Genomic DNA, 14,756 nt, shown 5'->3' on the forward strand with positions numbered 1-14,756 from the left:
TCGACCTACGTTCCCCAAAACCGATGGACGACGACCTCATCGCCGGCGTCGATCGCCGGCGCATCGGGATGCACCACGACGTATCCGTCGGCTTGCGCGGCCAGACGAACGGAAAACGAGCGTAACTCGAGCGGCCGGGCCCGAGCATCCTCGATAGCGACCGGAACGTACCACGTCCAGCCCGGCCGGCCGCGCAACGCCGCCGTTAGCGGCAAGCGCTCGACGGACTGGCGGTGGTTCGCTCCGGTCAGCTTCAAAAAAATCGACGCTGCCACGGCTTCGAGCACGATCGATGCCGACGCGGGATTTCCGGGCAGGCCGACGATCGGCGTCGAGCCGGCGGCTCCAAACAGCGCGGGCTTTCCGGGCTTGATGCGTAGGCCGTGAACGACGACGCCCGGTTCGAACTGCGCGACGGCTTCAGGCAACCGGTCGTGCGCTCCGACCGAGGAGCCGCCACTGGCGACGATCGCATCGCATTCGGCCGCCATCAACCGCAGCGCATCGGCCAACTCGCCCGGCGCATCGCCGACCGTCGGATAGTGTTTCGTCCGCAACCCCATGGCTTGCAGCGACGCGGCAATCGCGTAGCGGTTCGAATCGCGTACTTCGCCGGCACGCGGGCGCTGGGATACCGGCACGATTTCATCGCCGCTCGAAACGATGCCGACGAGCGGAGTTCGATACACCGGAACGCGCTCGATGCCCAGCGATGCGAGCAAACCGATATGCGCCGCGTGCAGCGTACGACCGGCCGACAATACCACGTCGCCGGCACGCATATCGGCGCCGCGCGGAATGACGTTTTGGCCTCGCTCCGCCCGTCCCTCGATCGAAACGGTCCCGTCGCCTGCGCGCGCCTCCTCGATCGGCACGACCGCATCCGCGCCGGGCGGCAGCACACCGCCGGTCGGAATTCGCGCGGCCTGCGTTCTGTCGATCCCGCATGCAGTTGCTTGACCCATGCGAACGTCGCCGGCGATCTGCAGCGTCCCTGGAACGCTCGCTGCGAGGATTGCATAACCGTCCATATTCGAGCGGGGAGCGAGCGGATAATCGGCATCCGTTCGAATTTCGGATGCAAGCACTCGTCCGCGTGCCGCATCCCGTGTCACCTCTTCGACCGCCGGTGCTTCGAATAGAACGCGTGCGAAATACACCGCCAGCGCTTGCGCGGGGGCGAGCAGCGACTCGGCTGCAAAACCGGTCTCCGATAGGAGAGCCTTTTGCGGCTGCATAAATGCGCGCTTCTCCATGTTAGACATCGGCGTCGTTCGGCGCGATCCGGATCGCGTGAGGCGCTCCGCCGTTCGTCGCGGGCTCGATCCGTCGTTCGTCGACGGCATTCTGCGCTACGACGAAGAGTACCGCTCCGCGTTGTCGGTCGCGGAAACCGCAAAAGCCGAAAAGAATCGCATTTCGGCCGAGATCGGACGCGCCGCCGACAAAGCGTCTGCGGCAGCCGCGCGTCGCGACGAGTTGGCCGCCCTCACGCAAACGATCGCGTCGTCGGAAGAGAGCGCGCGCGCGCTCGCACCGGATCGCGACGATTCGCCCTTGCGTGCGCTGCTCTCCAGCTCGCCAAATCTTCTCGACGACTCGGTGCCCGACGGGAACAACGAGCGCGATAACGTGATCGTGCGCGTCGTCGGAACCCCGCGCGAATTTCCGTTCGAATCGCGCCCGCATTGGGAGATTGGCGAGACCCTGGGCGTGTTCGATTTCGAACGTGCCGCCAAACTGTCGGGAAGCCGCTTTACGCTGCTGCGTGGACCGGGCGCGCGTTTGTCCCGAGCGCTGGCATCGTTGTTCCTCGATTCGGCCGCCGAACGAGGCTACACCGAAGTTTCGCCGCCGTATCTCGTCAGCCGGGCGACGATGTGGTCGACCGGACAGCTGAGCAAGTTTGCCGATGCGATGTTCCGCGATCCCGATGCAGACTTATTCATGATACCGACCGCCGAAGTGCCTCTTACGGCGATGCACGGCGGTGAAATCCTCAATGCAACGACATTGCCGCGCCAGTACACGGCGTACACGCCGTGCTTTCGAAAGGAAGCCGGTGCCGCCGGCAAAGACACGCGCGGCCTTATTCGCCAGCATCAATTCGAAAAAGTAGAACTCGTTTGGCTGGCCGATCCCGAATCGTCGTTCGACGCGCTCGAACGCCTCGTGTCCGACGCCGAACGCGTGCTGCAAGCGCTCGGCCTTCCGTATCGCGTCGTATCGTTGTGCGCCGGCGACACCGGATTCAACGCGGCCAAGACCTACGATTTGGAAGTATGGCTGCCATCGGCTGCGACCTATCGCGAGATCAGTTCGTGTTCGAACTGCACCGACTTTCAAGCGCGCAGGTCGGCGATTCGTATGCGGCGAGCGGACGGTAAGCCCGAATTAGTGCATACGCTCAACGGTTCGGCGCTCGCGATCGGGAGAACCGTCGCCGCAATTTTAGAAAACTATCAATGCGAAGACGGCTCGGTCGACATGCCGCCGGCGCTCGTACCCTATACCGGCTTCGACCGCATCCTTCCAGAAGAACTCAGATAATTCGCTCGTCGCGGCCGAGCGCCGTCAGCAGCGCATCGACCGACAGCGAACGTTCCGGGGCGGGGCTCCCGGGCGGATATACCGCCTCGACTCGTACCCGCGTTTGTCGCTCCTCGGTCGAGCTGAGACTGCAGCGTAGGCGTTCGCTGCGCACTAATCCGAACGCGACTTCGATCGTCTGCCCATCATCGGACGTAACGTGCGCGCCGAGCACGTCGGCGACCGCGCGGCGCACGCGCGTTGCAGTATCTTCGCACGTCGCGGAAACCGTGACCTCGCCGTGCGGACGCAAACCGACCGGCCGGCGTTGCCGCCGCAAGTCGAGCCAACGCAGGATAAAACTCACGGCGCGACCGCGCGCCGGTTATGAAAGCTCGCGGATCAACTCCATGAGCTGTTGACGATCGAGATAGCGAATGTGCCCGCGCTCGCGCTGCAATGCGCTGCGCGCCTCCAGCTCGGCGATCGCCCGCGCGGCGACTTCTTTCACCGTCCCGGCTGCAGCCGCGATTTGCGATTGCGTAATCGTGGACAAGCTCGGCGACGCCGGAACCAGCCCGCGCTCGGGCATGGCGTATGGCAACAAGACACGAGCGATGCGGGCCAAGATTGGCAACGCACCTTGCGCGGTAATCGTATCGTTGACTTCACGCAACCGCTGCGCGATCACGACGCCGAGCGCCGTCGTTAACTGCGGATGGCGGAAAGCGGCTTCTTCGACCAAATCCCACGGCAGTTTGATGATGCGGGCCGTTTTCGAAAATGCCACGATGCGCGCGTTGGAAAGGCCGCGATCGAAGTACTCGGCGACGCCAAATACTTCGTGCGGAAAAATTTCGTACAAGATGCGCTCGCGGTCGACATCGTGCCCCTTGGCGCGAACGACGATGCCTTCGGTCACCACGCCGATAAACGGCCAGCTGGAGTTTTCAGCGACGAGCGCTTGCCCGCGGCGACCGGTCTGGGGGATTGCCGACGCGGTGAGCTCCTCGAGTACTTCGACGCCAAGTCCGTGGAAAGCAGGGCAACCGGCCAAGAACTGCGCCAGCGGATTTCGCTCGCTCGAGCGGCCCGGACGGGGCGTAATGCTAACGCGCCACAAACCACGCCCCACTCGACGGGTTTCTACGATATAATGTTCGGGATGCTCTTGCGTAATGCGGGCGGAGAGGCCGCGCGGTTCGTGTTCGGTGATGAAGGTGAGCGCCGTTCCGGCCGGTAGGCGGTCGAGGGCTTCGCGGATGAGGTTAGGACGGTCCCAAAAAGGAAGACCCCTAAGGTCGATTTCAGAAGGGCTCGTCACGCCGGTCACGTTCTCGGCAAGCAAAGCGCTCTACTCCTTAGAACGAGCATTTGAGAGGACGATAGGATGATACGATTTTCGGGTTTGCGCCAATTGGCGTGCGCCGCAGTGATGGGGGCGACGGTCGCATGGCCGGTCGCCGCTGCCGCCGATGATACCGCGAGCGCGCCGTATACGCATTACTCGACTGCGATTACGACCGTGTACGGATCGCAGTATCCGATCGCCGGGCACCTCGACCTGCAGCTATACGCCAGCGGCATCGTGCGCGGTTACTATCACAACGCGTATCAGAAGGCGTTTATTCAAGTCGTGGGTGGTCGAGACGGATCGTACATGTGGTTCGACATCGGACCGAGTCCGGTCGATCTTGGGCTCGGCGTCGCGAATAACGCACGGCTGCACATCGTCGCCACGATGAACTCCGACGGCTCGTTCCGTGGCCAAGCGTTCCCTCTCAACCCTGGCCTCGCCGCCGCCTTCTCCTCGCCGGCCCAGGCCGGCGGTGCTGACGCGCGCTATCCGACGAGCCAGGTCGGGCAATCACAGTTCAGCGTCTCGCCGAACAACGACGATGGTCCCGGCCAGCAATACATCTTTGCCGGTAAACCGGCTGATCCGAGCGGCGAGGACTACCCGGCCTCCACGCCCGCACCTACTCCCTAGAAAGCGGCGAGCGGCGCACCTCCGGGCGCGCCACGTGTTCCGGCCGGATACCCAGCCCGACAAGACGGGCGGGTATCCGCGTTAGGAAGGGCAGCCGCCCGACGAGTTTTGGAACCGCCCGCAGCACCGGCGAACTTCCGGTACGTAAGACGCGGCCGATCACATGGCGGCCCACCATCACCTGCAACGCTTGCGTCACGCGCGCTGCAAACTCGCGACGCCGTTGAATTCGGCGCAACGTTCGAAGGCTGACTGGCCCCTCGAGCAACTCGCTCGCCAGCATGTTGGCGGCCGCGACGGCATCTTGAATCGCCAGGTTAATGCCGACGCCGCCGATCGGGGACATCGCGTGTGCCGCGTCACCCAAACAGAGCAATCCGGAGCGGTACCACCGACGCAAACGGTCGACGCGCACCGTCAACAACCGGACGTCATCCCAGCTCGCAATTTCGTTAAGACGATCTCGCAGAAATGGCACGGTCTCGGCGATTTCTTCTCGGAACGCCTCTAAACCGCGCTCGTGAAGTCCGTCGATCGCCCCCTTCGGTATCACGTACGCCGATTGCCAATACTCACCGCGATCGATGAGGGCTAGGATCCGCCCGTTCCGAACGTAGCCGAACGTATCGTGCGGATCGTCGTCGCGTTTGGAAACGCGCAACCACAGCACGTCCATCGGTGCACCGACGTCGATCACGTCGAGTCCGGCTCGATCGCGCACGACCGATCCGCGTCCGTCGGCCGCTACCGTCAGCGCGGCCCGCACCTCGATCGGTCCTTCTGGAGTCGCCGCGCGCACGCCCACGATCCGATCGCCGTCGAGCAGTACGTCTTCGACCGCAGCGTGCATACGCAAGCGGAAATTCGGATACCGCGCCGCTTGGCCGGCTAAAAAGTTGAGAAACTCCCACTGCGGCATGAACGCCAAAAAACGACAGCGCGCACGAAGTCGCGTGAAATCCGCGACGGTCACGGTGGTATCGCCCACCTTCCCCGCCAAGCGCGTCACCCGCTGGTGCGGCTGCTGCAAGAACGCTTCTAGAACTCCCAGTTCCGACATGACGTCGAGCGTGGACGGGTGAATCGTATCGCCGCGAAAATCCCGTAGAAAATCGGCATGTTTCTCCAACACGACGACGTCGACGCCGGCGCGAGCCAACAACAGGCCGAGCATCATGCCGGCCGGTCCTGCGCCGGCAACGCAACACTGCGCCTGAATCGTAGTCGTGGACGTCATGCTCGAATCAGCGCTTCACTCCGCACGTTCGGCGGGCCTGGCGACACACGCATCGCGGACTTGCGGCACTGCCTGCCGAACTGCCGCGCATGGCCTTGTCGCACGTCATACTGCACGTCGGGTTGTGCAGCGCCATCGCCCGAGCTAGCGAGTCGACCCGCTTCGATCTTCAGCTTCGCCTCGTCGACTTGCGCGGCAACGCCCGGCTCACGCGCGGTTTTCGTATAGAACGCGGCGACGACGACGCACCCAAGATCGTCGAGTTCGATATCGCTCCCGGCACCTATGGCCTGAGCGCGGTGGTCCCGAAATACGGTTGCTCGGCCTCCGACTTCATCACGATCCTCGACGGCCACGATCGAAGCGTCAACGAAACCTTGGCAAGCGGTTCGCCGCGGCCGCCCAAAACGTTGCTGATCTCCGGTTCGTCCCCGCAATCGTTCCTCTACGTCAACCCGACGTTCGTGCTGCTGAATAAGAACACCAGCGCCTGCAATAAGCCGACGGTCGACTTCGTCCCGCTACAGGTCAGCGTCGAAAACGATCAGGACGCCTACTATGCGACCCTCGACACCAATCCCAGCGGAATTTCAGGTCCGGTTCAGCTCGCATTGCGCTTGAAAACGCCGACGCATCAGTATCACTACATCCGGGTACCGTTACCATTTCCCCCTTCCTGGGGAGGCTGGCCGGAGATGGTGCATTTCGACGTTACGCAGGGTGAGGTAGACGATTTGGCCACAGAACCGGTCAACACGTTGCTCTGTCTCAAGCTGTGGGAAACGAAAGTCCACTTTTGACGGAGCGAATTGCCGCGGGCCGGCAGCTGCCCCCGTCCGCGTTGGCACTTGCGGCGCTTGGAATTGTGTTCGGCGACATTGGAACCAGCCCGCTGTACGCGTTCCGCCAGTGTTTTACCAGCGTTTTGCACATCGAGCCAACTCACGAGAACGTGCTCGGCATCGTCAGCTTGATTCTGTGGTCGTTGATTTTGATCGTCTTCGTGCGCTACATCGGCATGGTGATGAAGGTATCGCACGACGGCGAAGGCGGCATTCTCGCGTTGCTAGCATTCGTGCTTCCCCGGGTGCAGCGCGGCGTTCCGCCCAGAGGCACCTGGCTCACGTTCTTGATCATCCTCGGGGCAGGTATGTTGTTCGGCGACGGTATCATAACGCCGGCGGTCTCGGTGTTGTCGTCGGTCGAAGGCCTCGAAGTCGCCACCTCGGCCGCGAAGCCATTCATTCTTCCCGCGGCAGTCGGCGTGTTGGCAGCGTTGTTTTTGGTGCAGCGACGCGGCACGCAAAAAATCGGTAACGTTTTCGGACCGATCATGCTGATCTGGTTCGTCACGATCGGTGCGTTGGGCGTGGGCGGCATCGTTCAACATCCGAGCGTGCTGCATGCGATCGAACCGTGGTACATCGTGTCGTTCTTCGCACGCCACGGCATCGCGGCGATCGCCGTTTTCGGCGCGATCGTCTTGTGCGTTTCGGGCGTCGAAGCGCTGTATGCCGACATGTCGCATTTCGGGCGCGGCCCGATCGCCAAAGCCTGGACGTTTGTCGTGTTTCCGGCGCTGGCATTGAACTACATCGGACAAGGCGCGCTGGTGCTGACCGATCCGAGCGCCATCCGCAACCCGTTTTACAACTTGGTTCCATCCGCGATGCTGTTCGTCGTCGTCGGGATCGCGACGCTGGCGACCATCATCGCGTCGCAAGCCTTGATATCGGGCGTCTTCACACTCACCAAACAAGCCATCGCACTCGGCTTTATCCCGCGGATGCGCGTCGTCTACACCTCGATGATGCACCGCGGACAGGTCTACGTGCCCGCGATCAATTGGTTACTAGCGGTCGCGTGCATCTCGTTGGTGATCGCTTTCCGCAGTTCGGAACGGTTGGCCAACGCATACGGACTGGCCGTCGCCGTGACGATGGTCGTTACGTCGATCGCGTACTACGTGGTCGTCAAAGATACGATGCAGTGGTCGCCGTGGGTAGCGGCACTCAGCACCGCGCCGTTTCTTGCCATCGAAATTCTCTTCGTCATCGGCGGGCTTCCGAAAATCCCCGAAGGCGGCTGGTTTCCGATCGCCGTCAGTTTGGTCGTGTTCGCGATCGCCTACACGTGGAGATTCGGCCGGCGACGCATCGCACTGAGCCACGTGGAGCAGTCGCAACCGGTCGAGGAATTTTTGGCCGAGGTTGGCGACCGCCTCGGACGTCCGTACGAAGGTACCGCCGTCTTTTTAACCGCCGACCATCAAGGCGTTCCGTTCGTCCTACGCCACCACTGGGCACGAATGCACAGCGTCGACGAACGAATCATTCTGCTAACTGTCGTGCCGACCAACGACCCGTATCTCAACGACGAGCGCCGGGTAGTCGTGGAGCGGCTATCGCCCGGCTTGATTCGCGTCACCGCTCGCTTCGGCTTCATGGAAAAACCCGATATCCGGTACATCGTCAAGGCGTGCGAGGTTTCCGGACTACGACTCGACGATCCCGACACGACGTATTACATGGCCGATCCGCAAATCGTCGCGCAGCGGCCCGGCATTCTTCACGCGACGCGTCGCGCGTTCTACGTCTTCTTGAAGCAGAACTCGAGACCGATCGGTGCGAGCTTGGGCATTCCCGCCGATTCGCAAGCCAAGCTCGGCCTCGAAGTGCCGATGTAATCCGTCGTGCTTGCGGCTGCATTGCTCGCCGGTTCGCTCGTGTTGCACCCGTGCGGCGCGCATCAAGCATACTACTGTGGATCGCTGGCACGTCCACTCGACGCCACCGGACGAATCGCAGGTCGCATCGACATCGGCTTCACCTGGCTGCCGCACGCGCTTCGCAACGCACCTTCCGCGGGAACGATCGTCGCCGCCGAAGGTGGGCCGGGCTATCCATCGGGCGCTTCGCGCGATGCTTACCGCGCGCTGTTCGGACCGCTCCTGTCTACCCACGACATGCTGTTAATGGACGATCGCGGAACCGGCCGCTCGGGCGCGATCGATTGTCGCGCGCTGCAGGGCGGCTCGATGACGTTGCCCGCCATCGCTCGTTGCGGCGCACAGCTCGGCTCCGCAGCGGGACTGTACGGATCGGCCGAAGCGGCAGACGATCTCGATGCGTTGATGGGACGGCTGGGCGTAACGCGAGCGGACCTATATGGCGATTCCTACGGCACATTTTTCGTTCAAACGTTCGCGGCCCGGCATCCCGCCCGAGTGCGCCGCATCGTGTTGGACGGTGCATATCCGGCGGGCGGCCTCGATCCATGGTATTCGAGTACGACACCCGCGATCGCCGCTGCATTCGATGCGGTCTGCAGGCGCTCGACACAATGCGCGGCGCGCGGTGCAGCCATGACTCGCATCGATCGCGTTCTTGCGCGACTGCGGTCCGGACGCGGACCGATCGACCCATCACAACTGGCATTCGTGATGGATACCGCCGGCCTCGATTCGCTGGTGTATCGCGAATTGGACGCGGCAGTTCGCGCGTGGCTAGAACGCGGCGACGGCATACCGCTACGGCGGCTAGCTCGCGAAGCATGGGATTTCGAAGAATTCGCTTCGAGCGACCCGCGAGAAGATAGCAACGGGTTGTTCGTCGCTGCGAGCTGCGCGGATAACCCGCAAGCGTACGATATGCGTTTCGCGCCGGCGCTTCGGCAAGCGCAATGGCGATCGATCGAACGTCGTACGGCCGAATCGAATGCGCAACTTTATGCGCCGTTTACGGTCAGAGAATTTTTGAGCATTCCTCTGGATTACGCGTACGTGCCGCTCTGCCAGAACTGGCCAGTCGCGCCTGCCGGGCACCCGGCGGGACAACCGTTTCCACCCGGAACGCATATGCCGGACGTGCCGGCTTTGGTGTTGACCGGCGATCTCGATACAATCACGACGCCGTCGGAAGGCGACGCGGCTGCGAAGCTGTTTGGACGCTCGCAACGCGTCATCGTTCGCAACACCGGTCACGTAACGGCAATCGACGATCCGTGGAACTGCGCGTCCGCGCTCGTGCGAACGTTTCTGGCGGGGCACTCACTCAACACGAGCTGCGCCGCTCACATTCCAGCCACGCGACTGATCGACACGTTTCCCGGGACGCGCTCCGAAATGCCGCCGGCTGCGCTCGCACGCGGTTCCGCGTCGCTCGCTACGCTTCGGGACGCTGCAAACGCAGTGGCAGCCGCCGGCGATGCGTTGGCCCGAGCGCAACAGTTCGGCACTGCCGCCGGGGACGGTCTGCGCGGCGGCCGCTTTAAGGTCGCGCCGACGGCAACCGGGAGCCGCATCGAACTGCACGCGGTGCGCTGGACCGCTGACTTTCCCGTGTCCGGAAACGTGGACTGGAACCGAGCGACGGGTGCCGTCGCCGCTCGGTTGCGAGCGCCGGGCCTCCGCGAGACCGCGAGTTGGAACGTCACGGCCGGTTCGCGTGCACGCCTCCGCATGGTCGAACCCGGCTCCGTCGAGGCGACCGCGCCGGCGCCATAGCCGCTCGTACCGCACGAAAGGCAGAGGACGGACCGCCTGCACGGGCCGAAGGAAGCGAGCGAAGCGGTACCAGAGTCCGCGTCAGATTGGTTCACCTAGTTCTCGAAAGGAATTCCTCATAATGAATATCTTCGCTCGGCTTGCCATTTCGATCGGCGTCGCGGGCGTCCTGACGGGCATGTCGCTAGCTCCGGCTCAGGCGGCCGCTCCGGTTGTCGTGAAATCGTGCAACATCATCGCCCCCAAACTGGCGAGCAAAAAGGCCGGCGGCACGCAAATCGACTACATCATCTACGGCAAGAAGCCGGCGGCACAGATCACGTTTGCGGTCGGCTACCGCAACGCGGCGCAGCATTTTTTGCGTACGGTGACCGACTATGGCACGTTCTCGCCGGGCGTCCAAATCAACCATCACTTCTCGCTGTACAACGACGTGACGTACGCCGGAAGTCAAGTGAGCTCGTGCGTTCCGATCAAAGTGAAATGGCAAGACTCCACGCTGTGGGTCGCGCCCTCGTCGCACTAACTCGCACCTAACTCGGTAAAACGAATCGGCGCGCCGTCAAACGACGGTGCGCCGATTTTTGTTAACCAGCCGCTATTCGCTATCGGGAACGCGGTGATCGGGTGGCTGCGCTAAGATCCCTTTCATGTCGAGCGAGGCCTTGAACGGCTTGAACTTGCGCGGCTTCTGTGTGAAGTCGAAGCAATCGTCTTCCGGCGAGTTCGCCCGCGTATCGGATGCTGCCAATCGCGGTAGTCCGAATTGATCTTCGGTGAACCGTAAGATGCTGCCGTGCTCGTATTGGACGTGCGAAACGAAGCCCTTCTTGGCGTACGGCGAGATGATGACGAGCGGCACACGCATGCCGAGACCGTCGTAGTCGACCATCTGCGGCGGCACGTGGTCGTACCAGCCGCCGTACTCGTCCCACATGATGAAGATCGCAGTCGATTTCCAGTATTTGCTTTCACCAACGGCATTTACGAGCGACGTCACCCAAGCGGGGCCGCTGTTCGAACCGCAGCCCGCGTGGTCGGAGTTTTCACACGTGGGCGTCACCCAACTGACTACCGGTAATTTTCCGGAACTGACAACGTCAAAAAACTTCGACTGCGGCGTGATGACGTTGCGACTCCAGTCTTTACCGTAGCGAATGTGCTTGATGGCCTGATAGGCATTCCATATATTGCCGTCGCCGTAGATCGAGGCGGTGTAATATCCCCAACTCAGCTTGGCGGTGTCGAGCTCGTCGCCGAGCGTCTGCGTGTCGTAACACGGCGTGATCGGCGACCCGATCTGACGCTGTTGATTGATGGTGTTCACCTGATCGCTGGGACCACCATCGCAGCCCCACGTGCTCGACGGGTAATCGACCGACGAGCTGGCATTACCGCGAATGATGTACTGGTGTGAAATAAAGCTGCTGGCGTCCAGATGCGACGTGAACATCCGGTCGCCGATCACGTATTGAGACGCCATGTCAAAGTACGGCTGCGATTCACTGCGCGGCACGTACCCGTACATCGGATGCGCGTTCGGACACGGCGGACCGCCGCCGCCGCAACCGACGTATTCGCGATCGAACCCGTTGTTTTGGCAATTCGTTCCGGGCAGTGACCCGGTGCCGTTGCAGGCTTGAAAAAATGACGTCGAGCTATGATCGATGTCCCATGGCGCTTCGAGTCCAACGGGTTGCAGCGTGACTTTAGCGCCCGTGCTCGTGTACCCGTACGACTGCGTGTCGGCGCCTGGAAACCCTTGAAAGAGATCGTCGAAACTCCGATTTTCTTGAATGATGATAACGACGTGTTTGATCTTACCGCTGATCTTACCGCGTGGAGCGGCCACGCGAACCGCGTCGAGAATCCGTGAAGATTGCGACGTGACCGGAAGCGGTGCCGAGCCGCTGCTCGGACTTCCGCTGCAACCGGCAATGACGGCAGCGAGCGCGACCGAAACGATGCGAATCGGGCGCCCTGAGTTTCGATACATAGATTCCCCCTTAAAGTAGCGGCTGCAAACGTACGACGGACGCTCGGCCGCCCCCCCGGGACCGGAAATTGCGCCGAACGATCGCCGCCGGCACGAAACATGTAATCGTGCGAAAATTGGGAAGAAAACCGAAGTTACTAAATATTAGGTCAGCTTATGGACGGCGCACGATTTTTGAGTTCCGACAGTGAATTGACTCAAGTTATCTTTTGCAAGCTCCATTGACGGCCTCGTCGAACTGGCAAGCGAGCGCCGCCGGACGAGGGAGTTGCCGTTGAACCACATCGCGTACCAAGGCCCAGAACGCATCCGCGCATACCGTTTGCCGGCTTCGATCGTAGCGGTACTCGCGCTGATGACCATCATCTCAGCGGCGCGTGCGGTCGCGCAGACCGCTCCCAACTCGACACCCGCTCCGGCAACGAGTTCCGCGCCGGCGGCCCCGAGCGACCCCTGCTCGAGCCTCATGGCGATCGTCAATCGACCGAGCTTCGGAACCGGCGTTTGCACCGTTCGTCCGGACCACGTCGAGTTAGAAAACGGCTACACCAACCTGGTTACCGCCGGCGGAGCAAATACCATAAGCTATCCACAATCGCTGTTGCGCATCGGTACCTTCGATCCGCACCTCGATTTCGAAGTTGGCCCGGTCACCGAAAATCATTCATCGTCGATGGGCCTTCCGGTCGACGGGATGAGCGATCTCGGCTTTGGTGCCAAGTACGAACTCGGGTATTCGTCACGAGCGTTGTGGGGCGTCAACGCCTCATTCACCGTTCCGACCGGCTCGTCGGCATTTGGGGGCGGAAACGCGACGTTTACGGGAAACTTCAATTGGGGCGACACGCTGAACTCCGAATTTTCGCTCAGCGGAACCCTCGGATTCAATGCCTCGAGTGCGTATAATGCCGGCGGCGTGCCGCAGTCGTACTTCGCCTTTACGCCGACGATCGCCCTAACCGCCGCGCTTCCCGGCGGACCCTCGCAAATCAGCGCCGAGTATGCGTATTTTTCGTCGGCCGGGCCCAGTTTGGGCTCGAAAAGCTTCGTCGATGTTTTCTATCAACGCGATTTTGGCCAACACGTGCAGATCGATATAGAGTATGGATTCCAACCGTCGTTCATCCCGGGCCAACGGCAACACTACGCCGGCGCCGGGATTTCGTTCATGAACTAGAACGTCTCGTCAGGAGGACTGCCGATGAATTCCGCAACGGCCTCGATCAATATCGGAAATACCGCTTTCATGTTGTTATGTGCGAGCCTGGTCATGCTTATGACCCCGGGGCTCGCATTTTTTTACGGCGGCCTCGTTCAGCGCAAAAACGTGCTGACGATCATGATGCAAAGCTTCATGTCGTTGGGGTGGACCACCGTCTTATGGTTCATTTTTGGATACTCCGAGTGTTTCGGCCAAGACTGGCATGGGATCATCGGCAATCCTGCGACGTATTTCTTTCTCAACGGCGTAACGCTGCACACGATGTTTACCGGGAACGACGCGGGTATTCCGCTGATCGTGCACATCGCATATCAGATGATGTTCGCGATCATCACCCCAGCATTGATAACCGGCGCCTTCGCAAATCGGGTCACCTTCAAGGCGTACTTTTGGTTCTTGACCGCATGGCTGATTTTCGTGTACTTCCCGTTCGTCCACATGGTCTGGAGTCCGGACGGCATGTTAGCGAAGTGGGGAGTACTCGACTTTGCCGGCGGCATCGTGGTGCACGCGTCGGCCGGTTTTGCGGCGCTCGCCTCGGTGCTGTATCTCGGAAAACGCGCCGTCGTGGAGAACCGGCCGCACAACGTTCCGCTGATCGCGTTGGGCACTGGTTTGCTGTGGTTCGGTTGGTATGGGTTTAACGCCGGCTCCGAACTTCGGGTCGACGCCGTCACCGCATCGGCATTTCTCAACACCGACATCGCCGCGTCGTTCGCAGCAGTCGCGTGGCTCGTAATCGAGTGGGCGAACGGCCGCCAACCGAAGTTCGTGGGTTTATTGACCGGCGCGGTCGCCGGCTTGGCAACGATTACGCCCGCCGCAGGGTACGTGTCACCGGTGACCGCCGTGATTATCGGACTGGCCGCTGGGTTGGTGTGCTACTACGCGGTCGCACTCAAGAACAAGATGGGCTGGGACGATGCACTCGACGTTTGGGGCGTCCACGGCGTCGGTGGATTCCTAGGAATCGTGCTCCTTGGCGTATTTGCGTCGACGCTGTGGAACCCGGGCGGCGCGGATGGCCTACTGCGCGGAAATCCGTCGTTCTTCGGTAAGCAGCTCACCGCAGCGATACTCTGCAGTGCCTATGCGTTCGTCTTTACATGGGTATCGTTGTGGTTGATCAACTTCGTTACGCGCGTGAAGGTCGATGAGGCCGCCGAACAGCAAGGCCTCGACATCGCCCTCCACGGCGAGGAGGCGTATCCGGTCGGCATCTAACGTGCGCGTTCTCGTTGGCTCGGCCGGACATCGCGCTCGCCGTTCACATCGGCA

The 14,756-nt window shown here is 61.7% G+C and carries 13 protein-coding genes; 8 read left to right on the plus strand and 5 right to left on the minus strand.

What is annotated here, in order from left to right:
• Positions 1-5: 5 nt before the first annotated feature.
• Positions 6-1,238, minus strand: coding sequence for a molybdopterin molybdotransferase MoeA (locus VGF98_08085; GenBank protein HEY1681577.1), 1,233 nt, complete (start codon positions 1,236-1,238; stop codon positions 6-8).
• Positions 1,239-1,254: 16 nt separating this feature from the next.
• Here VGF98_08085 and serS point away from each other — a divergent pair, with 16 nt between their 5' ends.
• Complete coding sequence (gene serS / locus VGF98_08090) at positions 1,255-2,550, plus strand: serine--tRNA ligase (GenBank protein HEY1681578.1); 1,296 nt, start codon at positions 1,255-1,257, stop codon at positions 2,548-2,550.
• On the opposite strand, the gene VGF98_08095 is transcribed toward serS, so the two are convergent.
• Positions 2,543-2,896, minus strand: a complete 354-nt coding sequence (locus VGF98_08095; GenBank protein HEY1681579.1) for a hypothetical protein — start codon at positions 2,894-2,896, stop codon at positions 2,543-2,545. The genes serS and VGF98_08095 overlap by 8 nt on opposite strands.
• 18 nt (positions 2,897-2,914) lie before the next feature.
• Positions 2,915-3,853, minus strand: a complete 939-nt coding sequence (locus tag VGF98_08100) for a DUF2249 domain-containing protein (GenBank protein ID HEY1681580.1) — start codon at positions 3,851-3,853, stop codon at positions 2,915-2,917.
• 66 nt (positions 3,854-3,919) lie between these two features.
• On the opposite strand from VGF98_08100, the gene VGF98_08105 reads away from it, so the two are divergent.
• Positions 3,920-4,519, plus strand: coding sequence for a hypothetical protein (locus VGF98_08105; protein ID HEY1681581.1), 600 nt, complete (start codon positions 3,920-3,922; stop codon positions 4,517-4,519).
• Here the strand turns inward: VGF98_08105 and VGF98_08110 are convergent.
• A complete protein-coding gene (locus VGF98_08110) occupies positions 4,509-5,756 on the minus strand; it encodes an FAD-dependent oxidoreductase (protein ID HEY1681582.1) in 1,248 nt (415 codons plus the stop codon). The two genes, VGF98_08105 and VGF98_08110, sit on opposite strands and share 11 nt — an antisense overlap.
• A gap of 89 nt (positions 5,757-5,845) precedes the next feature.
• Between VGF98_08110 and VGF98_08115 the strand changes: the two genes are divergently transcribed.
• The 4 genes from VGF98_08115 (at position 5,846) to VGF98_08130 (ending at position 10,786) form a co-directional block, all read left to right on the plus strand.
• Positions 5,846-6,556: a hypothetical protein gene (locus VGF98_08115; GenBank protein ID HEY1681583.1), complete on the plus strand. Its 711-nt coding sequence runs from the start codon at positions 5,846-5,848 to the stop codon at positions 6,554-6,556.
• Positions 6,553-8,442: a KUP/HAK/KT family potassium transporter gene (locus VGF98_08120; GenBank protein HEY1681584.1), complete on the plus strand. Its 1,890-nt coding sequence runs from the start codon at positions 6,553-6,555 to the stop codon at positions 8,440-8,442. The genes VGF98_08115 and VGF98_08120 overlap by 4 nt, the downstream gene beginning before the upstream one ends.
• Positions 8,443-8,448: 6 nt before the next feature.
• Positions 8,449-10,260: an alpha/beta fold hydrolase gene (locus VGF98_08125; GenBank protein ID HEY1681585.1), complete on the plus strand. Its 1,812-nt coding sequence runs from the start codon at positions 8,449-8,451 to the stop codon at positions 10,258-10,260.
• Positions 10,261-10,381: 121 nt separating this feature from the next.
• Positions 10,382-10,786, plus strand: a complete 405-nt coding sequence (locus tag VGF98_08130) for a hypothetical protein (protein HEY1681586.1) — start codon at positions 10,382-10,384, stop codon at positions 10,784-10,786.
• Positions 10,787-10,858: 72 nt separating this feature from the next.
• On the opposite strand, the gene VGF98_08135 is transcribed toward VGF98_08130, so the two are convergent.
• Entirely contained in the window at positions 10,859-12,256 is a 1,398-nt protein-coding gene (locus tag VGF98_08135) for an alkaline phosphatase family protein (GenBank protein HEY1681587.1), read from the minus strand.
• 274 nt (positions 12,257-12,530) lie between these two features.
• On the opposite strand from VGF98_08135, the gene VGF98_08140 reads away from it, so the two are divergent.
• Positions 12,531-13,433: a hypothetical protein gene (locus tag VGF98_08140; protein HEY1681588.1), complete on the plus strand. Its 903-nt coding sequence runs from the start codon at positions 12,531-12,533 to the stop codon at positions 13,431-13,433.
• Between the two features lie 24 nt (positions 13,434-13,457).
• Positions 13,458-14,702: an ammonium transporter gene (locus tag VGF98_08145; protein HEY1681589.1), complete on the plus strand. Its 1,245-nt coding sequence runs from the start codon at positions 13,458-13,460 to the stop codon at positions 14,700-14,702.
• Positions 14,703-14,756: the final 54 nt, after the last annotated feature.

The sequence above is a fragment of the Candidatus Tumulicola sp. genome (assembly GCA_036490475.1).
Classification (GTDB): Bacteria; Vulcanimicrobiota; Vulcanimicrobiia; order Vulcanimicrobiales; family Vulcanimicrobiaceae; genus Tumulicola.